General features: G+C 36.5%; 19 protein-coding genes, 1 pseudogene and 1 riboswitch. Of the genes and pseudogenes, 13 read left to right on the forward strand and 7 right to left on the reverse strand.

Annotation, left to right across the window (positions count from 1 at the left end; genetic code table 11):
* Positions 1-29: 29 nt before the first annotated feature.
* Both BM012_RS19385 and BM012_RS19390 read left to right on the forward strand, forming a co-directional pair.
* Complete coding sequence (locus BM012_RS19385) at positions 30-2222, forward strand: MMPL family transporter (protein WP_061804877.1); 2193 nt, start codon at positions 30-32, stop codon at positions 2220-2222.
* 450 nt (positions 2223-2672) lie between these two features.
* Positions 2673-3929 (forward strand): DUF445 domain-containing protein, encoded by a 1257-nt coding sequence (locus BM012_RS19390; RefSeq protein WP_061804876.1) that lies wholly within the window; start codon positions 2673-2675, stop codon positions 3927-3929.
* Positions 3930-3973: 44 nt separating this feature from the next.
* Here the strand turns inward: BM012_RS19390 and BM012_RS19395 are convergent, their stop codons facing one another.
* Positions 3974-5068 carry a TDT family transporter gene (locus tag BM012_RS19395; RefSeq protein ID WP_061804875.1) on the reverse strand — a complete coding sequence of 365 codons (1095 nt, stop codon included), beginning with the start codon at positions 5066-5068 and terminating at the stop codon, positions 3974-3976.
* Positions 5069-5143: 75 nt separating this feature from the next.
* A pseudogene (locus BM012_RS26930) lies at positions 5144-5245 on the reverse strand (NAD(P)H-dependent oxidoreductase); the annotation flags it as partial.
* Between the two features lie 162 nt (positions 5246-5407).
* On the opposite strand from BM012_RS26930, the gene BM012_RS19400 reads away from it, so the two are divergent.
* From BM012_RS19400 to BM012_RS19415, 4 genes are all read left to right on the forward strand, one after another.
* Complete coding sequence (locus tag BM012_RS19400; protein ID WP_061804874.1) at positions 5408-5785, forward strand: winged helix-turn-helix transcriptional regulator; 378 nt, start codon at positions 5408-5410, stop codon at positions 5783-5785.
* 440 nt (positions 5786-6225) lie between these two features.
* Positions 6226-7257, forward strand: a complete 1032-nt coding sequence (locus tag BM012_RS19405; RefSeq protein ID WP_061804873.1) for a FecCD family ABC transporter permease — start codon at positions 6226-6228, stop codon at positions 7255-7257.
* Positions 7258-8277, forward strand: a complete 1020-nt coding sequence (locus BM012_RS19410) for a FecCD family ABC transporter permease (RefSeq protein ID WP_061804872.1) — start codon at positions 7258-7260, stop codon at positions 8275-8277.
* Between the two features lie 25 nt (positions 8278-8302).
* A complete protein-coding gene (locus BM012_RS19415) occupies positions 8303-9220 on the forward strand; it encodes an ABC transporter substrate-binding protein (protein WP_061804871.1) in 918 nt (305 codons plus the stop codon).
* 211 nt (positions 9221-9431) lie between these two features.
* On the opposite strand, the gene BM012_RS19420 is transcribed toward BM012_RS19415, so the two are convergent.
* Positions 9432-10442, reverse strand: coding sequence for a YdcF family protein (locus BM012_RS19420; RefSeq protein WP_061804870.1), 1011 nt, complete (start codon positions 10440-10442; stop codon positions 9432-9434).
* A 280-nt stretch (positions 10443-10722) separates the two neighbouring features.
* Entirely contained in the window at positions 10723-11646 is a 924-nt protein-coding gene (locus BM012_RS19425; protein WP_061804869.1) for an iron-hydroxamate ABC transporter substrate-binding protein, read from the reverse strand.
* A 411-nt stretch (positions 11647-12057) separates the two neighbouring features.
* On the opposite strand from BM012_RS19425, the gene BM012_RS19430 reads away from it, so the two are divergent.
* The 3 genes from BM012_RS19430 (at position 12058) to mmuM (ending at position 16342) form a co-directional block, all read left to right on the forward strand.
* Entirely contained in the window at positions 12058-13665 is a 1608-nt protein-coding gene (locus BM012_RS19430) for a diguanylate cyclase (protein WP_061804868.1), read from the forward strand.
* Positions 13666-13810: 145 nt separating this feature from the next.
* A riboswitch (SAM riboswitch) is annotated at positions 13811-13916 on the forward strand.
* A gap of 88 nt (positions 13917-14004) precedes the next feature.
* A complete protein-coding gene (mmuP, locus tag BM012_RS19435; RefSeq protein WP_061804867.1) occupies positions 14005-15423 on the forward strand; it encodes an S-methylmethionine permease in 1419 nt (472 codons plus the stop codon).
* Complete coding sequence (mmuM, locus tag BM012_RS19440) at positions 15395-16342, forward strand: homocysteine S-methyltransferase (RefSeq protein WP_061804866.1); 948 nt, start codon at positions 15395-15397, stop codon at positions 16340-16342. Before mmuP ends, mmuM begins: the two co-directional genes overlap by 29 nt.
* A gap of 37 nt (positions 16343-16379) precedes the next feature.
* Here the strand turns inward: mmuM and BM012_RS26535 are convergent, their stop codons facing one another.
* Positions 16380-16544 carry a hypothetical protein gene (locus BM012_RS26535; RefSeq protein WP_161939315.1) on the reverse strand — a complete coding sequence of 55 codons (165 nt, stop codon included), beginning with the start codon at positions 16542-16544 and terminating at the stop codon, positions 16380-16382.
* A 136-nt stretch (positions 16545-16680) separates the two neighbouring features.
* Here BM012_RS26535 and BM012_RS19445 point away from each other — a divergent pair, with 136 nt between their 5' ends.
* Together BM012_RS19445 and BM012_RS19450 are read left to right on the forward strand one after the other, a co-directional pair.
* Entirely contained in the window at positions 16681-17100 is a 420-nt protein-coding gene (locus BM012_RS19445) for a hypothetical protein (protein ID WP_061804865.1), read from the forward strand.
* A gap of 97 nt (positions 17101-17197) precedes the next feature.
* On the forward strand, positions 17198-17815 hold the full coding sequence (locus BM012_RS19450; protein WP_061804864.1) for a YitT family protein: 618 nt from the start codon (positions 17198-17200) through the stop codon (positions 17813-17815).
* A gap of 38 nt (positions 17816-17853) precedes the next feature.
* Here the strand turns inward: BM012_RS19450 and BM012_RS19455 are convergent, their stop codons facing one another.
* A complete protein-coding gene (locus BM012_RS19455) occupies positions 17854-19026 on the reverse strand; it encodes a M20 family metallopeptidase (protein ID WP_061804863.1) in 1173 nt (390 codons plus the stop codon).
* Between the two features lie 51 nt (positions 19027-19077).
* Positions 19078-19923 (reverse strand): MurR/RpiR family transcriptional regulator, encoded by an 846-nt coding sequence (locus tag BM012_RS19460; protein WP_061804862.1) that lies wholly within the window; start codon positions 19921-19923, stop codon positions 19078-19080.
* 146 nt (positions 19924-20069) lie between these two features.
* Between BM012_RS19460 and gnd the strand changes: the two genes are divergently transcribed.
* Together gnd and gntK are read left to right on the forward strand one after the other, a co-directional pair.
* Positions 20070-20966: a phosphogluconate dehydrogenase (NAD(+)-dependent, decarboxylating) gene (gene gnd, locus BM012_RS19465; protein WP_061804861.1), complete on the forward strand. Its 897-nt coding sequence runs from the start codon at positions 20070-20072 to the stop codon at positions 20964-20966.
* 36 nt (positions 20967-21002) lie between these two features.
* The gene (gene gntK, locus BM012_RS19470) at positions 21003-22541 is read left to right on the forward strand and encodes a gluconokinase (RefSeq protein ID WP_061804860.1); all 1539 of its coding nucleotides are present in this window, start codon (positions 21003-21005) and stop codon (positions 22539-22541) included.
* Positions 22542-22624: the final 83 nt, after the last annotated feature.

Raw genomic sequence — 22624 nt, forward strand, 5'->3', positions numbered from 1 at the left:
TAGTTTCTAAAGGATGAAAGGAGATTTACATGGCAAATTATCTTTATAAGCTTGGTGATTGGACTTACCGAAAGCGTAAGAGAGTTGTTGTAGGATGGCTCGCTATTTTAATAGTGATTGCCCTAGCAGTAGTGAGTTTAGGAATGAAGTTTAATGACGATATGTCTATTCCAGGTACACCTTCTGAAGAAGCGATGAATGTTTTAAATAAAGAGTTCTCTCAAAGTGGAGAAAAAGGTGGTCAGGTAAGACTCATTTTTAAAGCAAAAGATGGTGAAACATTAGCTTCACCCTCAACAAAAAGAATTATTGAATCTACTCTTAAACAGGCTACGAAGGACTCAGCCGTAAAAGAGATAGCAAGACCTTATCAAACTGGTACAATTAGTGAAAATGAAAAAATTGGCTATGCTGATATTACGTATAAAGTAGAAGCTAATAAAGTAACAGAGAATTCGAAAGAGAAGGTTAAAGAAATTGCAGAAACAGCTCGTGACAAAGGTCTTCAAACAGAATTAGCTGGTTCTGTTGCTTTTTCAGAGATTGAAGTAGGAGGAGCTTCTGAAGGTATTGGAATTATGATTGCATATGGTGTTTTAGCCTTCACGTTTGCTTCATTTCTTGCAGCAGGCTTACCGATCATTACCTCTATAGTTGGGCTTGGTGCTGGAATTTTAACAGTCCTCTTTACAACAAATTTTATGAATGTACAGTCAGTTAGCTTATCTTTAGCTGTTATGATTGGATTGGCTGTTGGAATTGATTATGCCTTATTCATTATGTCAAGGCACCGACAGTATTTAGCGGAAGGATTTAGTATTAGAGAATCCATTGCTCGTGCTACAGCTACAGCAGGAAGTGCAGTCGTTTTTGCAGGAGTGACCGTTATTATTGCTCTGTGTGGCTTATCGATTGTAGGAGTGCCGTTTTTAACAACGATGGGAATAGCAGCGGCTATCACTGTATTTGCTGTTTTGCTTATTGCTATTACACTTGTTCCAGCAGTAATTAGTATAGCAGGAAACCGGATTAGTCCCGCTCGGAGAAATCGACTATTCTCGAAATGGAACAATGGGGATAAACAGAATAAAGAAGCGAATAGATGGGGGAGATTTATTGCTAGATTCCCTATCCAGATTGCTCTAGTATGTGTTGTTCTTACAGGGATTATAAGTTACCCTGCTCTTCATATGGAACTTGGTCTCCCTGATAATGGAATGAAATCTGAAGATACAACAGAGCGACGCGGCTATGATTTAATGGCAGAAGGTTTTGGCGCAGGCGTGAACGGTCCGCTTGTCGTAATTATGGATGCTTCTAAAAGTAATCAGGCCAACCAAGCTTTTAGTGAAGGTATAAAAGAACTTGGGGAGTTAAAAAATATTGCAACCATTACTCCGCCAATGCCAAATAAATCTGGTGACTATGCATTACTTAATATAACACCGAAAACAGGACCAAATGACACTAAAACAAAAGATTTAGTACATGCTTTACGTGATAAATCAGATGAGCTGAAAAAGCAGCATAACCTAGAATTGATGGTAACTGGAAGTACAGCGGTAAACATTGATATTTCTGAGAAATTAACAGAAGCACTGCCACAGTTCGCAGGTGTCATCGTTGCCTTTGCACTTCTCTTACTTGTTCTAGTATTCCGTTCTATTATTGTTCCATTGAAAGCTGTTTTAGGGTTTATTATGACTCTTACCGCAACACTAGGGTTTGCTGTGTTTGTTTTACAAGATGGCCATTTTGCTGGATTATTTGGTGTTCCTGAAGCAGGTCCATTATTGAACTTTATGCCTGTTTTAGTAACAGGAATTCTATTTGGCTTGGCTATGGATTATGAAGTTTTTCTGGTGAGCCGTATAAGAGAAGAGTTTATGCATACAGGAAATGCTAGAAAATCTGTTCTTTCAGGATTAAAACATAGTGGACCAGTTGTTACAGCAGCAGGTCTAATTATGATTGCTGTCTTCGCAAGCTTCATCTTCTCAGGGGAAACGACTATTAAATCAATGGGACTTGCAATGGCTTTTGGTGTCTTGTTTGACGCTTTTGTTATAAGAATGACACTTATCCCAGCCCTTATGATTCTCTTGAAAAAAGCTTCTTGGTATTTCCCTAAGTGGCTTGATCGTATTATTCCGAATGTAGACGTTGAAGGTGAATCATTGAACACAACAAAAGTGAAGAGTAGAGAAAGATTTTCAAAATAAGACCTCTCAATTAATCTTTTATCAGTGATATGTTATAATTTGGTATATGCAATATCACTTCTTTTAAAGGATGTGAGATAGGTGAACTTTTTAGCAACTAAAGATCCAATTGGACGTTACTCGAAAGCAGATCTATATTTTTACAAAGTACTAGACGTGCTGAGTTTCCGAAAATCTATCTATACAAAATTAAAAATAAAGTCTATTGAAACGTATTTGGAAGCTAGATACAATAGCTATTAGTAGAGGACCTTTTGAGTTTAAGGGTCCTCTTTTTTTATTCTTAAGTATGGTAAGAAGTGGCTAATGGTAACGTTCTTTGATAAAATAAACGAGCAAGCTGTCACTTTTCTACATTTTAAAGTGTGGCTTTTTCATAGTATATTGGTTCTTATATTGAGAATAATCATGATAGAAAGCGATAAAAAACTATATTTGAGGGAAGTTATAATGGCAAAAAAACAACAAAAATCCAGATACTTTGCAGGTATTTCACTAGGAATTATGGGTGTAGGGTTTCTGGCAACCCTTCCTTTTCAAGATTCTATTATTGGCAAACTTCTACAAGGAGGATTTGAAGCGGGTCTTGTTGGGGGACTTGCGGACTGGTTTGCTGTCACAGCTCTTTTCCGTCATCCGCTTGGTATTCCTATCCCGCATACTGCACTTCTTCCTAAAAACCGTGATAAGATGGTGCGTGGAGCCATTGCAATGGTTGAGAACAATTGGCTGACGAAAGAGAGTATTAAAGGGAAGATTGGACAGATCACGTTTACAGACAAGCTTTTTCCACTCCTAGAGCGAGAATTGGCATCAGAAGGTGTTTATAAAGCAACTCAATCAGGACTTAAACATGCTATTGATAAAGTGGATCTAGACCAAGTTTCTATTTTCATTGAAAAAGAGTTAAAAAAATACATCTCATCTGTAGATGTTACTGTTTTTGTAAAATCTCTAACAGATCAAGTTGTAAAAAGAAATCTAGATGAAAAAGCAATAGACTATATTTTAGCTGAAGTAGAAAAATGGATTTCTAAAGAAGATACAAGACATAAAATTGGCGTTATGGCCAAACAATTTCTTGATAACACAGAATCAGACGGATTCTTAAAAATGGCAATGAGCTCTTTTAGTAGTTTTATCAATGAGGATAAGCTCGGAAAAATCCTTCAGCCTTTTCTTCTTGAAAAAATCGTTCTCCTCCAAGATAAGGATAATCCTTACCGTGGACTTATTTTAAATCGTATTCGCCAGGAAATTAACGGTGTTTCAGATCGGGAAGAGCTTATGGTTGAAATTAATCAATGGAAAGATAAAACAGTTCAAAATATTGAAGCTTCGGATAAAATAAAAGCTGTTCTAGAGCGATATAAGGATAAACTTCATAAAATGCTAGAGGATCGAGCGTTTGTTGAAAAACATGTGCTCTCAGCTGTAAGAGAACTTATTGAGAAAACGAAGAATGATGAAGAAAAAGTAAACGCAATTGAAAAATGGATTCACGGACAGGCTGCCTCTTTTATTGAAAATAATCATTCTAAAATTGGTAGCCTTGTGAAAGAAAATCTTGAGAAATTAGACAATGAGACGCTCATCCATATGGTAGAAACAAATGTTGGTAAAGATCTACAGTGGATTCGCGTAAATGGAGCTCTCTGTGGGTTTTTAATTGGTCTTGTTTTATCCATATTTAAGCTTGTTATATAAACAAAAATCCTGCGGTTTTTTATGGACCGCAGGATTTTTGTTTTTTATAAAGGTTGGTCACTACGTTGTATCTGTCTTGTTTTGGGATGTGCAATAGAGCTAAAAAAGAGCATGAAAAGTTCAGCAAGACATAAGGACAGAATAACCCAAATGCCCGTTAATAATGTAGTATGATGAACAATTGCTTGAAGTTTTGACGAAGGCTCAATATAAGAAGTGAAAGTATAAAACATAGCAAACGTAAACAATCGGCTCCATTGTGATACATCGTACGTTAGAATACCTTCTCGAATTCCATATAATTTAATGCGCTCATACATGCGATAAATTTCAATTCCTTCAACAAGAAAAAACATGAGACAAGCAAGTGCCCAAATGAATAAAATCATTTCGTGATTGATGGCTTGAGATGTTATACAGGCAAGCCCTGTAATAGATAAAGCTCCGTGCAGAATACAATTAGTATTATTCCAGTGTGTAGCAACTCTTCCAGTAGAGGATCGGCTGACATAGCGTTTAGCTATAAAAAAGAGGCTAATACAGTAAAGTAGAATTCCTGTTGTGACTAAGCAAACATTGAGTATTTGCGGTAGATCATTCCAGACGGTATTTAATAATAATACAATTGATTGGGTACTCACTGTTGTAAGAAGTAAAATTCCGTGAGCTTTTTTCAGGAGTTGAGCGCTTTGGACGATTATGAGTGTTTTTATGCAAATGAGAATATACATAGTCCACAAACCAACATTGAAAAGGGAAAGTATCTTCGCAATGAAAAGCAAATCAGTAAAATGTTTTGCAAGCAAAATTCCAGAAATTGAAGTGCCAGCAATCCACGTTCCCATTCCAAATCGATTTAAAGGATCATTATAATGGTTTTCAATAAATTTATGATGAAAAAGCGAAGTTAAAATAGAAATGAAAAAAGAAATCCAAAGAGAGAAAATAATGATACTAAGAACTTTTCCATAGCCTAATGTAAAAAATTTAGAACCAAAATAGTTTGATAGGGCTCCTTCTGTAATAATTCCTAATGCCATAACAATTGCCATTGTTGATGTTTTAATATAAACTTCTTTCATCATTATAAAAGAAGTCATAAGAGCAGAAAGAATGATTAGTAAAATAAAATATAGCATAGATCCTCACCATCATTTGAAATATGTGTAAGCTTTACTGTTTTTATTGTAACATGGTATGAATGAAAATGAAGGAGTAGGAGAAAATCGCCCTGTTTCTAGAATAAAATTAAAGTCATTTTCTGAAATTTTTTTTGTTTTATCAAACTCTTTACTCGCATGCCTATATTGATAAGCATTTTAAGATTTCTTCTTTATTAAAGGTTGGTTTTTTAACCATAATGATCCTTTCCTTTTTTGTTTTGTAGGTAGAGTATAGTACACATAAACAATAAATATAAGTACGCGCATTTTTGTGATATAGTATCAAAAAAGGTCCTGTAGAAAGAAGGGATTTGTATGAATGAAAAGGAATCAAACTTAGCCTTTCTTGGAAGATATTCATGTCCTGTTGAAGCAACAGTTGATGTTATTGGTGGGAAATGGAAGAGTGTCATCGTTTATCACTTACTTGATGGAACGAAACGATTTAATGAATTAAAAAGACTCAACAAAGGAATTACACAACGAATGCTTACACTTCAACTTCGGGAACTAGAAGCTTCAGGGATTGTCCACAGAGAGATTTATCGCCAAATTCCTCCTAAAGTGGAATATTCCTTAACCGAGTTTGGAAGATCTCTAGAACCGCTTATTTTATTTATGAGAAATTGGGGATTAGAGAATATGGAAAAAGTATTAGAAAACAGAGAGAAACATGAAACAAACCAATCTTAAAGGAGGTAAAACTTGTTTCAAAAATGGCAGCTGCAGAGGGTATTCATTTGGAAAACAAGTTTATTTACACGTGGAACGTTTCAACAATTTCTCCTCTTTTTACAAAGAGATATCAAGAGAAGGTGCTCTTATATATTTTTCTCCTCTTTCTGATTACTTTTATTAATGTCTAATTGAGGGGATTATCATAAAAAGGATAGGAAATGAACCTCAGATGTATATTAGGATTTTTCTCTTGTGAAGCTTGCCGCTCAACATTAGTGTTCTTGTTCTGTTTTATCTACTCTAAGCCTAATCAATATTGATTAGGCTTTTTGTTTGCTATTAAGAAAGGATTGTCATTCATATTTTCACTCGCTATAATAGGGATATTATGAAAATGATTATCAATTGAGAAAAGGGGTTCTTATAAGAAAGGGTTCTACTAGAGGAGTGAGCGTATGGGAAATAGTCTTTCAAATAAATTTATTAGGAAGAGAACAAGTTCTGTCATCTTCCTCTCTTTTTTACTAGCTCTTATCATTCTCTGCCTTTGTGTATTTGTAGGGATTACTTTTGGAGCGAAGAATCTAGATTTTCAAACTGTATGGAAGGCAACTTTTCATTATAATAATCAAATTACTGCTCAGCAAATCATTCATGAGCTACGCCTTCCAAGGGTTATTGGAGCTGCTGTTGTTGGAGCTGCTTTTGCTGTAGCAGGGGCACTTATTCAAGGCATTACACGCAATCCTTTAGGTGATACGGGAGTATTGGGGATTAATGGAGGATCTATGCTTATTGTTGCTCTATGTTTTGCTTTTTTACCAAATCTCTCTTACCCTACTCTCATGGTGTTTTCCTTTATTGGAGCTATATTGAGTACACTTTTAATCTTTGCTATTAGTGTAGCCTCTCGGGGTGGGTTTACCCCAATGAAGCTTACAGTAGCAGGCGCAGTTATAGCAGCTCTGCTACATTCTTTAACAACTGGAGTTGCTATCTATTATGATTTGAGTCAAGATCTAGCATTTTGGTATGCAGGTGGAGTATCAGGAGTAAAATGGCCTCATTTATCCATATTAGTTCCTATTATCCTCGTCGTTATTGGAATTAGTACTTGCTTAGGTAAATCTCTTTCTCTTATTGCAATGGGGGATGATATGGCTGCTAACCTTGGGGTTAAAACATTAAGAGTTAAGGTTATAGGAATCATTCTCGCGGTTATCTTAGCAGGAGTTTCAGTATCAGTTGCTGGTTCAATTGGGTTTATTGGCCTCGTAATTCCCCACATTGCAAGGAAAATTGTTGGAACAAATTATTATGCTATTATTCCAATGTCAGCTTTATTAGGAGCTATCCTATTAGTTATCGCTGATTTGGGGGCCCGCACTGTTGACCCTCCACGAGAACTTGCTATTGGTATTATGGTAGCCTTTGTTGGTGTTCCATTTTTCCTTTATATTGCCCGTAAAATAGGGAGGGAATTATAGGTGAGAACTTTATGGAACAACAAGGGTATAAGAAGAACGTATACTGTAACAATTCTTTTCATCATTTTAAGCTTAGTCTCGATTCTTATTAGTCTAGATACAGGTACAATTCCACTATCTCCTTTAGAGGTGATTAATACATTTTTAGGGAAAGGTGATTTTTACAGTGAGACGGTGCTTTTTGATTATCGCTTACCTCGTATACTAATCACAATTTTAGCTGGGATTGGATTAGGAATCTCAGGAGCTATTCTACAAGGATTATCTCGTAACCCTTTAGCAGACCCCGGAATTATTGGACTTAATACAGGTTCAGCTTTTGGATTGATGATTTTCATTACATATTTTCACTCATTAAATGAACATGCCTCTCTTTATATCCCCCTTTTCACTTTTATTGGGGGGGTATTAGCAGCCCTTGTCATTATTCTATTAACATACAATAAGCGGCAAGGCATTATCCCAATTAGACTGATTCTAGTTGGAATAGCTGTTTCAGCAGGGTTTAGCGCTGCTACTCTTTTCTTATCCTTACGTCTAGATGAAGAAACATATACGTTTGCTTCTAGATGGTTAGTTGGAAATGTGTGGGCTAGAGATTGGGTTCATGTAATTACTCTTTTGCCTTGGATTCTTGTATTAGTTCCGCTCTCATGGTTTCAATCAAGAACTTTAGATGCTCTTTCTTTAGGAGACCAAGTTGCTTCAAGTCTAGGAGCGTCCGTTCAAAAGAATCGTTTATTGCTATTAGCTATAGCTGTTGGTTTATCAAGCGCTAGCGTAGCTATGGCAGGTGGAATTGGTTTCATTGGTCTAGTAGCACCTCATCTTGCTAGGAGACTTGTAGGGCCATTATATCGTCATTTCTTACCTCTTTCAGCTCTTATTGGTCTACTGATTTTAGTTGTAGCTGATACGATTGGGAGAAATATATTTGAGCCTAATTCTATTCCAGCAGGAGTTGTTGTTGCTGCTGTTGGAGCCCCTTATTTTCTTTACTTATTAATGAAAACAAAATAAATATATAACAAAAAAGGAGTACAAGATGAAAAAATATTTAATCACTATGCTAAGCATTGTTATGATGATAAGTATTCTTACTGGATGTGGTCAAAACAATTCAAGTGAAAATCATAAAAAATCAGAAGATACAAAGAGTGGTGATGAAGAGAAAATTGCCTCACTTTCTATTCATTTAACAAATGACCTTCTTGCTCTAGGCATAACACCAGCTGGATCAGTTGTTGGTGGAGCATTAAAAGATTTTCTGCCGCATGTTAAAGAAGACTTGAAAAATACAGAAAAGTTAGGTTCTGTCAAAGATCCAAATATGGAAGCTTTACTTGCTCTAAAACCAGATGCTATTTATCTTGACAAGGAATACTCAGGAAGTGATGTAAATCAGTTCGAAAAAATTGCAGAAACTCATGTATTTGATTTGGATAAAGGAACGTGGAGAGATCATTTAAAAGAAATTGCTAAGATCGTGGATCGTGAAAAAGAAGCAAACCAGTTCATTAAGGATTATGAAGAAGAAGCGAAAGAAGTTAAGAGTTTAATCCAAAAAGAGCTTGGTGAACATAACAGCACAATGGCTATAAGGGTGACAGCAAAAGAACTTCGCGTTTTCACAACAAAACGTCCAATGGGCCCTATCTTATTTGAAGATTTAGGATTAACTCCTGCTTCAAAAGTAAAAGAGCTTGATCAAACACAACCATATGAAGTGATCTCCCAAGAAGTACTACCAGACTTTGACGCTGATGCTATTTTTGTTGTTGTAAACGAAGATGATCAATCACAAACAGCGTTCAAAGAACTTGAAAAGTCACCGATTTGGAAAGGATTAAAAGCTGTGAAAAATGAACATGTTTACGTTGTACCAGAACAGCCTTGGCTTGACTATTCTGCACTAGGTAATAAGCTTGCTTTAGATGATGCGAAGGAACTTTTTAATAAGTAAAACTGTAGGTTTAAACTTACAGCTTTAAGAAGCTACACTGATGAACAGAAGAGTAGCAATAGAAAAGCTAGATGAGCATCCTTTCATCTAGCTTTTTTCTATATTTAGTCGGCATTACGTCAATTTTCTTGATTAATTGATCTTTGTATTCGAAATGGAAGTCAATGGTCTGTTAATCTCCATTGAAAACATTCTTCTCTTCTCTTCTCGTTTATTGATAGAGTAAGAAAGCCGCTGCTAATAATGCTAGGGGAATAAACAAAAGGAGATGTACCCTCTTATACATAAATAAAATAGCAATAAACTCTCGGATAAAAGCATTTGGAACAAAGTAAGAAGCAGTTTTTGAACCAATTCCATCTATAGAAAGCCCAGCCCGTTTAGCATAGAGTCCAGCTCGAAATAGATGAAAGCGATTTGTAACAAAGATGGCTTTATAATCCTGTTTTTCTTTCTCCATTATTTCTTTTGAAAATCTCATATTTTGATCTGTATCAACTGCTTTGTCTTCAATTAGAATGTCACCAGAAGGTATTCCCGCATTTCTTAGATAACGAGCCATTGCCTCTCCTTCAGGAATCGATTCATTTGGTCCTTGTCCACCTGTTACAACAAATTTAGCGCGTTTTTCTTTCCTTTTCATCTGTTTATAGTAGAAAGAAATCCCTTTATCAAGTCGGCTTGCAAGTAACGGGGGGACTTTTTCACCGATAATTCCACTTCCTAGTACGATAATAAAGTCTTTATTCAGATGTGGTTGATGTAGGAAATAAAGATAAGTAGAGACCAAATAGCAGAAAAACCAAAACCCATAAAATATAGCGATAACTAAAATTATAGAAATAATTGAAGGAAAAAGATATTGCGAGAAAATTGGGTAAGAGACAATAAATAAAATAATAGCCAATCCTAATGCAAGGGAAAAAAGGTTTGTGGGCTTTCTTCCTTCTTTTCTAATAAGTTCACGACCGTTACGGATTAGATAAATAGCAATAAATACAATGATAAAAGGGAGAAGAAAGATAAACAAAATAGCAAATAAAACTAAAACCCATTTAAGTGGTTCAAGGTACTCCACTTTTAAAACAACCACTGTAATACTCATCATAAGAAGCAGCATGCTTATCGTGAGTAGAAATCCGTTTAAGATTCGTCTCTTATCCGTTAGGTAACTAACTAAGAATAAAAGAAAGCTAACAGTGGTTAAAGACGCTAATGTCAAGGGCAGTACCTCCTCTGATGTTATATATAAAATATTATCTTTTGATCATGTAAAAGCCTATATATAATGCTCTAATTTGAGGGGAAAGACATATACCTTTATTCTTGCTAAACATTTCAGCATAACTCATAATTACGCTAAAAATAAAAAAATTAAGATACGAAAAGGAAGAATTAATGGCATCCATACCTCTCTGATAGTTATTAACTAAAAGTCATTTACCATAAATAAAAATCCCCTGTCTCTTTATTTAGAAAGAGACAGGGGGTTAATTTTATGTTTATTTTCCTAAGAAAGACTTTTTGAAGAAATCTAGCTGATAATCCAATGTAATTGGATCACTAAAATATGCTTCTTTTGCATCCATTTCAAATACATGCCCATTCTTTACTGCTGGAATGTTTTTGTATGTTTCCGTTTGTTGGAATGAGTTATCGGCTTCTGAACTCTTACTAAAGATAATATAGTCACCCGCATATTGTGGAAGAACTTCAGCTGAAACTGAACGGTACCCTTCCTTCAATGCATCTTGTTTCACTTTTTCAGGCATCTTTAGCCCCATTCCTTGATAAAGGACCTCTGTACCACGTGCCCAATTATCACCAAAAACATAAAGCTCTTTATTTGCTGATTCAATTACAGAAACGGTTGCATCTTCACCGATTTTTGCTTTCACATCTTTACCTGCTTGCTGTGCTCTGTTCTTGAAGTCATCCACCCATTTTTGGGCTTCGTCTTCTTTTCCAACAAGTTTTCCAATCTCAATCTGTTGTTCCAAGTAATCAAGTTTACCCCATGTATATGTAACAGTAGGAGCAATATCTTTTAGTTTATCGATATTTTTTGTAGTAGATAAACCAACAATAAGATCAGGGTTAAGTTCAATAATTTTTTCTAAATCATCTTCAGAAACGACCTCTGCATCTTTTAAATACTTATTATAGCGAGGATTATCTTTAGCCCAGCTATCCACTCCAACAATGTTAACATCAAGGCTAGCTAGGTTACCTGCAAAACTAGAAAGAACCACAACGCGTTTCGGGTTTTTCGGTACTTTTACAGATCCGCTTTCTGACTGGTATGTAACCATTTCTTCTTTATTATCGCTTGAAGTTGAATTCTTATCTTTATCAGTGTTTCCGCTGCTGCATGCACTTATTAGTAACACAAAAACAAGGGAAAGTGGAACTAACCATTTTTTCATATTAATTTCTCCTTTAAAAGAATATAGAGGTTAGTTTATGAACGATTATCGTAATTATCCGCCTATGTACACAAAAACAATTAAACGATAATGATTATCATTACTAACTATATTTTTAATATAATGTCGATTTATGTAGTTGTCAATCTATATTTAAATCGTTTACAGCATACGCTTTGACTGTTTTTGAAATTAACACTAAAACAGGAGAAACAAAGAGTGTATTCATACGATTACAAGAGGAAATATGAAGCTACTTTCAATTTTTTTAATTTCAGTAAAAGGAAGGTTATTTGGGGAAAATACTATACTAATGGAAAATATTTTATAATAACAGCAAGAAATCTCTTTATGTAAAGATAGAGAGTTTTCTTCTTTCTATATCAATTTCTTTCAACAAGGAGATCAGAAATGGAAAAATATAAGCAGCACTTTTTGAAAAATATACGGAAACAGCTAAAAGATTGGGAAGTTGTTTCTTTCATTTCTCATGAAGAGCTTTACAGATTTCTTCATTCTATGGCAGAAACAGCTGCAACAATAGGTGGGGAGGAAATCGGAACAAAGGCAACAGAGCTAATGAATGGGCTAGAAGATATAGATAAAGAAGAGTGGAGACTGGAGAGTGTAGAGCGCTATATATTTGATGTAATCCAGCTTTGCTACGTATATGATCATCAAGAAGTACTCGGCTTTCCGAAAAGGATTAATGAACAACAAAAAGAGAGTGCTGTCATCTTATTAATTGATGATGACACATCTTTTTTAATGTATATGAAAGAAAAATTAGAAGAGGAAGCTGATTGGTATGTCATTGTAGTAGCAAATCCTCAAAAAGCTGCCTCTGCTCTTTACGATATGAAACCAGATTGCGTGATTATTGATATTCATATGAAGGAGAAAAATGGACTTGAGTTGCTTGAGTTTCTAAATGGAAAGCTTAAACAACAATTCATTCCAACTGTGATAGTAAGTGTTGATGGGGGAAAAGAAACACGCATTAATAGTTACCAAAAAGGTGCAGATGACTTTATTCAGAAACCGTTTGATATAACAGAGTTTATTGTTCGTATTCAAAGGCAATTAGACAGAAAAAAGCAAATTCATGATCTGTTACTTCTTGATGAGTTGACACATGTATATAATCGCAAATATTTAAATCAAGCTTATGAACATCTGCAAAATGAAAGGAATCGTTCTAGAGAACCATACTGTTTAGCTGTTTTAGATATTGATCATTTCAAGAAAATTAATGATACACATGGTCATCTTGTCGGAGATGAAATCTTAAAAGCGTTTGCTCGCTTTTTAAAAGAGGAAACACGTATGAATGACATTGTGGTTCGGTTTGGGGGAGAAGAATTCATCATTCTTTTTCCGAAAACAAATATTCAGGAAGGGTATGAGGTGATTGATCGCTTACGGGGGAAATTTAAAGAGTTATCATTTGAAGGAAAAAGGACATTTTTCTGCACATTTTCCTCAGGGATTGTAGAGGTAAACAATGTAAATACACTCGAATACTGGTTACAACTAGCAGATAATGCTCTTTATGAGGTAAAGAAAAAAGGTCGTAATCGGGTACAGAAGGCAGAGTCCTTATATAGTTTTTGGCCTCAAAAAACATTGAAAGTAGCAGTAGTTGATGATGATCCAATTATTAGAACTATTATCAAAGGTATTTTAACAAAGCTTCCTCACCAGCAGACGGTTCTTGAAGTTAAAACATTTAAAGATGGAAAAGACTTTATGAATTCTAAATGGCATATAACAGAGGAGGATCCGTGTCTTGTAATTTTAGATGGAATTATGCCAAACGTAGATGGATTAGAAGTGCTAAAATGGCTGTATAGTCAAGAACAGCAAGGCCTTTATAAAGTAATTATGCTTACTTCACGAAACAGTAAGGAAGATGTGGCAAGAGCACTTCAACTTGGGGCAGATGATTATATGACAAAACCGTTCAACTTATTAGAGTTGGAAACAAGAGTAGGAAAATTAATGAGCAGAATGTTTTAGTGCTAGTAATGAAGAAAATAATGGGAGTTGATTGAAAAGAGCAGGTGTGGCTGTTCTTTTTTTAATGCTTTATATTTGATTATTCTGAACTATTAGAATGGTATTGACAATTAATAAAGAGAACGATATAGTTATGAAAATTGAATTCTTATCCAGAGAGGTGGAGGGACTGGCCCTTTGAAGCCTCAGCAACAGGTCAATTATAGACACTGTGCTAATTCCAGCGGGTGATTTAGCCTGATAGATAGGACCGTACGTTTTTATTTGTCAGTAACGCATCCAAAAAATTGGGTGCGTTTTTTTATTGGATTTTTAATTGAAATATGAAGGAGAATCAGCATGGGAGCTCAACCAAAACAGGAATTTCAAAGGAAAATGAAAGAAAGACATCTTGTAATGCTTTCACTTGGCGGAGTTATTGGAACAGGTCTTTTCCTAAGCTCTGGTTATACAATTCAACAGGCAGGCCCTTTTGGTACTATTCTTTCTTATCTCGTTGGTGCCGTTGTTGTCTATCTTGTAATGCTATGTTTAGGAGAACTTTCTGTCCACATGCCTGAAACAGGAGCATTCCATGCATATGCAGCCAAATACATCGGTCCAGGAACAGGATATGCTGTTGCATGGCTTTATTGGTTAACGTGGACGGTTGCACTCGGATCAGAGTTTACAGCAGCAGGGCTGCTTATGCAGCGTTGGTTTCCGTCTATTAATGTGTGGATATGGAGTGCATTATTTGCTATCTTAATTTTTGTTCTTAATGCTTTAACAGTCAAATTTTTTGCAGAATCAGAGTTTTGGTTTTCATCTATCAAAGTTTTAGCCATTGTATTTTTTATTATCCTAGGAGCGGGAGCGATGTTTGGTATCATTCCGCTTGAGCATTCAGAAGCTGCTCCATTTTTCTCTAATATAACGAGTGAAGGTCTTTTTCCAAATGGAGCATTAGCTATTGTAATGACAATGCTTGCAGTTAACTTTGCCTTTTCAGGAACAGAGCTTATTGGGGTTGCAGCTGGGGAAACAGTTGATCCAGAGAAAAGTATCCCAAAGGCTATTCGTACAACATTGTTCCGACTTATTATTTTCTTTGTTGGAACAATTGTTATTTTGGCAGCTCTCTTGCCAAGTTCAGAAGCAGGAGTTGTAGAAAGTCCATTTGTTGCCATTCTTGCGAAAATAGGTATCCCATACGCAGCAGATATTATGAACTTCGTTATTCTAACAGCTATTCTATCAGCAGCAAACTCAGGGCTATATGCTTCATCTAGAATGCTCTGGTCACTTGCTAATCAAAAAACAATTTCACCCATCTTTGCAAAGTTAACAAAGAGAGGTGTTCCAATCTATGCTGTAATTTTGAGTATGGTTGGAGGGGTACTTGCTTTATTTTCAAGCATTATTGCTCCTGATACAGTATATATTGTTCTCGTCTCTATCTCAGGACTTGCCGTTGTTGTGGTTTGGATGAGCATTAGTCTTTCACAGCTTTTCTTCCGCCGTCGTTATATTCGAGAAGGAAACTCTGTTGAAGATTTAGCCTACAAAACACCACTTTATCCATTTGTCCCTATCGCATCATTTTTACTTTGTTTAGCATCATGTATTGGGATTGCTTTTGATCCAACACAGCGTATAGCCTTGTATTGCGGACTTCCATTTATTATTTTATGTTACATCGTATATTACACAACTCAACATTTTAAGATGAAAAAGGAGCCTATTGAATATGCTAGTGGAGAGAAAAGATCCAGTTAAAAATATTCTAGAAGAATATCAAACTTTAATTGTAGACGGAGCACTTGCAACAGAACTAGAAGGATATGGTTGTGACCTTAATGATCCTCTCTGGTCTGCACGTGTTCTTATCGAAAATCCGGAACTTATATATAAAGTTCATAAGGAATACTTTCTTGCTGGAGCAGATTGTGCCATTACAGCAAGCTATCAAGCAACAATTGATGGCTTTAAACAGCGAGGAATTCAAGAAGAAGAGGGAATTAAGCTTATTAAAAAAACGGTAGAGCTTGCTAAGCAGGCACGTGATGATTTCTGGGATGAACACAAGAGCGATGGGAGACCAAAACCTATTGTCGCAGCATCTGTTGGACCATATGGAGCATACCTTGCAGATGGTTCTGAATACGTTGGAAACTATGGGGTTGATGAAGAGACCCTTCGAGCTTTTCATGAACCAAGAATTAAAGCGCTGATTGAAGCAGGAGCAGATGTTCTTGCATTTGAAACCATTCCTTCTTTGCAGGAAGCAAAAGTCCTGTCTAGTCTTTTAGAAAAGTTTCAATCTGCTTATGCTTGGCTCTCTTTCTCCCTGAAAAATGAAAAGGAGATTAGTGATGGAAGTGCGCTTAAGGGATGTGCAGAAGCCTTTAAGAAACATCCTCAGATTGCTGCAGTTGGCGTGAACTGTGCCGCTACAAATCTTGTTACAGAGGCTATTCGCACTCTTCATCACTACAGTGGTAAGCCTGTTATTGTTTATCCAAACTCAGGAGAGACGTATGATGCTGAGACAAAAACGTGGCATGGCTCTTCAACAGGAAAAGGATTTCATGAAGAAGCTAAAGACTGGTATGAAGCAGGAGCTCGTTTGATTGGAGGATGCTGTCGTACTTCTCCACAGCATATTAAAGAGCTTGCTCATACATTTAGAACTTGAAAAAGAGCGTTTCTAAGCTAGCTTAGAAACGCTTTTTCTATAAATTGATCTGCCTTTGACTGTAGAGATTCATAAGAGGATGAGTTCCTTTTGTAATTACATCTCGTAGGACCTTTGCAAGTGCTCCATTATAGACAAGACCATTGTCTCCATATGCATAAAGAAAGAGGCAGTTTGGAAAATCATCATACTGTCCAATCATCGGTAATCCATCGTTTATCCCTCAGTAGAAAGTACCAACATAATAGTCAGGTTTAACGTCAATAGATGGGAAAAGCTTATTAAATAGGAGCGTAAAAGAGTGAAAGAACTGCCATAAGAAAAAAGGAGGATAAAATATGAAATGGAGAGCTTTTATAGGTGGGATTGTTTCAGGTACCATAATGAGTGTTTTCTTAAAAGTAGTGGAAGAATTAACTCACCTTCGTGTTTATACATTGTTACTAAATGTAGATTATATTCCATTGTTAAAACGAGTAACATCAAATGAGCCCTTGGAGCTTATTCCTCACCTTATAGTAGCTATTATTGTTTCTGTTGGTTGGTTTGTTATGCTTCAAAAGATCAATCTAACAAAGCAAAAGGGCAGAATAGCGACAATTATGATGGCAATGTGTATTGGTCTTCTTTTATATCCTTCTACAATTATGTCAGAAAGAACCCCCTCCCTTTCTTCTTTCTCTTCTCTAGGGTTTTGGCTTCTCGGCCATTTAGTATTTGGAATATTATTAAGTCTTTTTTATAAGCAAGATGAATAGTTTTACGCGCCTCCTCTAGAAAATCGTCATGTTCTTTTGGTTGAAGAATATATTGAATTATGGACAAGTACGGAAGAGGTTTAGATAGGGGGCGTATATGTACGTTGAACGATTAAAATATGTAATTCAAAGCAGTGTTCGAAAAACATCTTTATATCGGAGGATTTTTTTTGTTCTTTGTGGAGCGATGCTTGTTGCCGTTTCTTTAGAGCTTTTCCTCGTGAGAAACAGCGTCATTGATGGGGGAATTGTTGGAGTAAGTCTTATTCTCTCTCATCTTTCATCTTTTGAAACAGGCCCTCTTCTCCTTTTATTAAACAGTCCTTTTCTTCTTGTGGGGTATCAATATATGGGAAGGCGATTTGTATTTCTGAGTATGCTTGCCATTTTTGCGTTATGGAGCGGAATGTTTTTGTTGAAACCATACCCAGTTCTTACAACAAACCCTTTTATTGTAATTGGCGTAGGAGGGACAATTTTAGGACTTGGAATAGGGTTGATTATTCGCTATGGAGGAGCTTTAGATGGGACGGAGATTTTAGCTATTTTATTAAGTAAGAGAACAAGATTCTCTATCGGTCAATATGTGATGATCTTTAACTTTATTATCTTTGGAAGTTCTGTTTTTGTATTTGGAATGAGAGAAGCCTTTTACTCTCTTGTTACGTACCTTATTGCCTATAATATTATTGACTTGTCCGTCCAAGATCAATAGCTTAGAGCCATATCAATCTCTTGATATGGCTCCTTTGATTAAGGCTGTAAATAAGAAAGAGTAAGGGAAGTCAGCATTTTTGCCGCAATAAGCATTGATTTCTCATCAATATCAAATTTAGGATGATGGTGAGGGTAATTTGCTTTTTTCTTCTCATTGCCTGCACCAGTAAAAAAGTATGCACCTGGTACCTTTTGAAGATAATAAGCGAAATCTTCTCCACCCATATTTGGTAAAACCTCTTTAGTGTTGGAAGGCCCAACGATAAGTGAGGCATGTTCTGCAACTAAATTTGCTTCATAAGAATGATTGATTACAGCAGGATACCCTTTTTGATATGTAAAATCGTAGGAAGCTCCACCTTGTTGGCAAATACCTTCTGTGATTTTTTCCATCTCTTGTTGAATAAAACGTTGTACTTCTCCATCAAAGGTTCGAACCGTTCCTCTGATGGTGGCTTTTTGCGGAATAACATTAAAAGCATCACCAGCTTGGAAAGAGGATACAGTTAAGACAGCGGGCTTTAAAGGATCAACGCGTCTGCTTACAATGTGCTGGAGGGCTTGAACGAGCGAAGTTCCGATTGCAATTGGATCAACTGTATCATGAGGTGAAGCCCCATGGCCCCCCCTCCCATTAATTGTAATATCAAATCGGTCCGCAGCTGCCATAAATTCTCCACTACGGTATCCAATCTCCCCAATTGGGATAGGCGTCCAAAGGTGTGTGCCAAAAATAACATCTACACCATCAAGACATCCATCTTCAATCATTGGCTTTGCTCCACCAGGCGTTATTTCCTCCGCGAATTGATGGATAAATACGACGTTTCCACAGAGCTTATCCCTCATTTCGGAGAGAACCTTAGCAACGCCAAGGAGTGTTGCGGTATGAGCATCATGTCCACATGCATGCATAACTCCTGGATTTTTAGATTTATATGGCACATCTTTTTCATCTTGGATCGGAAGAGCATCAAAATCAGCACGTAAAGCAACTGTTTTTCCTTGAGTACAGCCTTTTAGAAGGCCAACAACTCCATTTCCTCCAACCCCTGTTTTCACATCTAACCCTAATGACTTTAAATAATCTGCGATTTTAGCAGGAGTTTGTATTTCCTGAAATGAGAGTTCAGGATATTGATGAAAATAGCGGCGCAATTCTACTATTTCAGGGTAAATATCTTCTAAACGGGCTAACTGTTCTTTCATAACCTTTATCCCTCCGATATCGTTTCTTTATCCTTATTTTCTTATCAGACTTTACATTCTTGTATTTGAAATAGCATCCCTTACTTTCTCTAAGGACACCTCCGCTTTCTGTTTATTTAGCATCATAATATTCGCATAAAGAGCATCAATAAGGCTCAATTGACCAATCCTAGAAGCAAGTGCTTCAGAACGATATTCTGTTTCTTCAGAACTTGTATAAAGCGCTACATTTACGCCTTGACTTAAAGGAGATTTTGGAAAGCTTGTAATACCAATGGTTTTAACTCCATTCTTTTTAGCAACATCTAAAATTTCCATGATCTCTTTATTAGAGCCTGAGTGGGAGATGAAGACAGCCGCATCTTTTTCAGTGAGCTGTGAAGCAGACATGCGTTGAAAGTGTGAATCAATAAAAGCAAATGAATCGATACCTGAACGGATGAATTTGTGATAAGCATCCATTGCAATGACGCTGGATCCTCCTATTCCAAAGAAATGAATGCGGCGTGCTTGAAGCAGAAATTGTACCGCTTTTTGAATAGATGATTGCTCTAATATTTCAAGTGTATTTTCAAGTGTTCGGATGTTTGAATGAAAAATTTTTTGAGAGACTGTTTTTTCATTATCGTCCTCTAAAATTTTTTCATTAATTTGTTGAACAGGACTCATTGTTTCAGAAGCAAGTGAAATTTTCATTGCTTGATAGCCTTTGAAACCAATTCGTTTGCAAAACCGAAATACTGTTGCATCTGCTACACGCAAATCTTCTGCAACCTCATTAATCGTCCCATGAATAATTTTCTCAGGATGATTTAAGATATAATTAGCAATTTTCTTTTCTTTTTCACTAAATCGAGCAAAATGGGAGCGTATTTTACCTAAACAGTTTTGTACCATATCATAAATCACTTCCTCTACGTTCACTAGCGTTTAATATTTATTTTACAACGAGAAAACAAAACTTGTAAACGATTGCAACAAGAAATTTTTTTTCGTATAATAGATAAGGACATAAAAATTTTTTTCAAAAGAGAGGTTTTACAATGGAAATCGGCATCGTTGGACTAGGGAAAATGGGCTTTAATTTAGCTCTAAATTTATTAGATCATAAACATGAAGTGGTAGCTTTTGATGTTGCAAAAGAGTCTGTTCAAAACATTGAGAAAGAAGGAGCTAAAGGAGCTTACTCAATAGAAGAACTTGTTTCAAAACTTCCTGAACGCAAAGTTGTATGGGTAATGGTTCCAGCAGGAGAAATTACGGAAGGTGTAATTACCGAGCTTGAGAGCCTGCTAGGGAAAGATGACATTATTATTGACGGTGGAAATGCAAACTATAAAGAATCATTAGCGCGTTCAGCTCGTCTTGCTGAGAAAGGCATCCATTTCTTAGATGTTGGTACAAGTGGAGGAACAGATGGAGCTCGTAACGGTGCTTGTACAATGGTTGGTGGAAATAAAGAGGCATTTAGTTATGTAGAAGAGATTTTCAAAGATATTTGTGTTGAAAAAGGATACTTATACACAGGTGAAAGCGGAAGTGGTCACTTCTTGAAAATGGTTCATAACGGAATTGAATATGGTATGATGCAGGCAATGGCAGAAGGATTCGATGTATTAGAAAAAAGTCCATATGACTACGATTATAAAGAGGTTGCTCGCGTTTGGAATAACGGCTCTGTTATTCGCTCATGGCTTATGGAACTTATCGAAAATGCATTTTCGAAAGATCCAAAGTTAGAAGGCTTAAAAGGAATTATGCACTCTTCAGGAGAAGGAAAATGGACTGTAGAAACAGCTCTTGATTATCAAGTAGCGACACCTGTTATTGCTCTTTCTCTTATGATGCGCTACCGTTCATTAGAAGACGACACATTCTCTGGTAAAGTCGTAGCTGCACTTCGTAATGAATTTGGTGGGCACAGTGTTGTTAATAAATAAACAAGCGTAGAGGAGAAACATAAAGGAGGAAGAAACATGGGAGAAAAATATGTACTAGGGGTCGATATTGGTACAACAAGTACGAAAGCTGTTTTGTTTTCACCGGTAGGCAAAGTCATTGAAAAGCATGGGGTTGAGTATCCACTGTTTTCTCCAACTCCAGCAACAGCAGAGCAAGATCCAGAAGTGATTTTTGCAGCTGTTATTGAAAGCATTAAAGAAACAGTAGCGAAAAGCAACGTTAATGCTGAAGATATTGTATGCGTGTCATTTAGTTCCGCTATGCACAGTATTGTAGCTGTGGATAAAAAGGGAGAACCCCTTACTAAATGTATCACATGGGCAGATAACAGAAGTGCACATTGGGCTCAAAAAATCATGGATGAATATAATGGCCACGAAATTTATTTGCGCACAGGGACACCTGTTCATCCAATGGCTCCACTGTCAAAATTGCTGTGGCTAAAAGAAGAGCATAACGAGCTATTTTCTGCTGTGCATAAGTTTGTATCAATTAAAGAATATGTTTTCTACAAGCTTTTCCATGAATATGTTGTGGACTATTCTATTGCTTCTGCAACGGGAATGTTTAACTTGCGAAATCTTGATTGGGATGAGGAGGCTCTTGAAGTTGCAGGAGTGACAAAAGATCATCTTTCCAAACCTGTTTCAACCACGCATTCTTTAACAGGTTTGGATGAAAAGTTTGCACAGGAAACAGGTCTTCTTGCTTCAACTCCATTTGTTGTTGGTGCAAGTGACGGCGTTTTATCAAACTTAGGGGTAGATGCAATCGACCCAGGTGTTGTAGCTGTTACAATTGGGACAAGCGGAGCCATTCGTGCTGTAACAAATAAGCCTGTAACAGATCCGAAAGGCCGTATTTTTTGCTATGCGCTAACAGATGATCACTGGGTAATCGGGGGACCTGTGAATAACGGAGGAATGATTTTCAGATGGGTTCGCGACCAGCTTGGAGAGCAAGAAATTCAAAAGGCAAAAGATCTTGGTAAGAATTCATATGATCTATTAACTGAAATGGCTTCTAACGTTAAAGCAGGAGCTGAAGGGTTAATTTTTCATCCATATCTAGCAGGAGAACGTGCTCCATTATGGGATGCTAATGCACGAGGTTCATTCTTTGGATTAGGACTTCATCATAAGCGCGAACATATGGTGCGAGCTGTTTTAGAAGGCATTTTATTCAACCTTTATACTGTACTTCTTGCTTTAAGTGAGTTAATTGGGGAACCAAAGAAGATTAAAGCTACAGGTGGATTCGCTCGATCAGAGGTTTGGCGTCAAATGATGGCCGATATCTTTGGACAGGAAGTAACTGTTCCGGAAAGCTTCGAAAGCTCATGCTTAGGGGCAGCTCTGCTTGGCCTTTACAGCATTGGAGAGATTGACTCCTTAAATGCTGTATCTTCAATGGTTGGAGAAACTTATCAACATACACCGAATGAAGAGAATGCTCAAACATACCAAGAGATTTCCTCTATTTACATTCGCCTTGCGCGCCTTTTTAAAGAAGAGTATGCAAACATTGCTGCTTTTCAAGAAAAACAGTCTTAAAAAAGAGAGAAAAAGCCGATACTTTCAAAGTATCGGCTTTTTTAGCTGTTTCACATGAAACATATGTGTTGTTTCGCTTTAAA

Origin of the sequence: Priestia endophytica DSM 13796, from assembly GCF_900115845.1 — a bacterium.
GTDB classification, from domain to species: domain Bacteria; phylum Bacillota; class Bacilli; order Bacillales; family Bacillaceae_H; genus Bacillus_I; species Bacillus_I endophytica.

What these genes read in the sequence shown, in the direction of transcription:
- BM012_RS19430 (WP_061804868.1), top strand. Translation starts at nt 12,058, where the DNA reads ATGGAAAAATATAAGCAGCACTTTTTGAAAAATATACGGAAACAGCTA.
- BM012_RS19450 (WP_061804864.1), top strand. Translation starts at nt 17,198, where the DNA reads ATGTACGTTGAACGATTAAAATATGTAATTCAAAGCAGTGTTCGAAAA.
- BM012_RS19385 (WP_061804877.1), top strand. Translation starts at nt 30, where the DNA reads ATGGCAAATTATCTTTATAAGCTTGGTGATTGGACTTACCGAAAGCGT.
- BM012_RS19445 (WP_061804865.1), top strand. Translation starts at nt 16,681, where the DNA reads ATGAAATGGAGAGCTTTTATAGGTGGGATTGTTTCAGGTACCATAATG.
- BM012_RS19405 (WP_061804873.1), top strand. Translation starts at nt 6,226, where the DNA reads ATGGGAAATAGTCTTTCAAATAAATTTATTAGGAAGAGAACAAGTTCT.
- gnd (WP_061804861.1), top strand. Translation starts at nt 20,070, where the DNA reads ATGGAAATCGGCATCGTTGGACTAGGGAAAATGGGCTTTAATTTAGCT.
- BM012_RS19400 (WP_061804874.1), top strand. Translation starts at nt 5,408, where the DNA reads ATGAATGAAAAGGAATCAAACTTAGCCTTTCTTGGAAGATATTCATGT.
- BM012_RS19455 (WP_061804863.1), bottom strand. Translation starts at nt 19,026, where the DNA reads ATGAAAGAACAGTTAGCCCGTTTAGAAGATATTTACCCTGAAATAGTA.
- BM012_RS19415 (WP_061804871.1), top strand. Translation starts at nt 8,303, where the DNA reads ATGAAAAAATATTTAATCACTATGCTAAGCATTGTTATGATGATAAGT.
- mmuM (WP_061804866.1), top strand. Translation starts at nt 15,395, where the DNA reads ATGCTAGTGGAGAGAAAAGATCCAGTTAAAAATATTCTAGAAGAATAT.
- BM012_RS19395 (WP_061804875.1), bottom strand. Translation starts at nt 5,068, where the DNA reads ATGCTATATTTTATTTTACTAATCATTCTTTCTGCTCTTATGACTTCT.
- gntK (WP_061804860.1), top strand. Translation starts at nt 21,003, where the DNA reads ATGGGAGAAAAATATGTACTAGGGGTCGATATTGGTACAACAAGTACG.
- BM012_RS19425 (WP_061804869.1), bottom strand. Translation starts at nt 11,646, where the DNA reads ATGAAAAAATGGTTAGTTCCACTTTCCCTTGTTTTTGTGTTACTAATA.
- BM012_RS19390 (WP_061804876.1), top strand. Translation starts at nt 2,673, where the DNA reads ATGGCAAAAAAACAACAAAAATCCAGATACTTTGCAGGTATTTCACTA.
- mmuP (WP_061804867.1), top strand. Translation starts at nt 14,005, where the DNA reads ATGGGAGCTCAACCAAAACAGGAATTTCAAAGGAAAATGAAAGAAAGA.
- BM012_RS19460 (WP_061804862.1), bottom strand. Translation starts at nt 19,923, where the DNA reads ATGGTACAAAACTGTTTAGGTAAAATACGCTCCCATTTTGCTCGATTT.
- BM012_RS26535 (WP_161939315.1), bottom strand. Translation starts at nt 16,544, where the DNA reads ATGATTGGACAGTATGATGATTTTCCAAACTGCCTCTTTCTTTATGCA.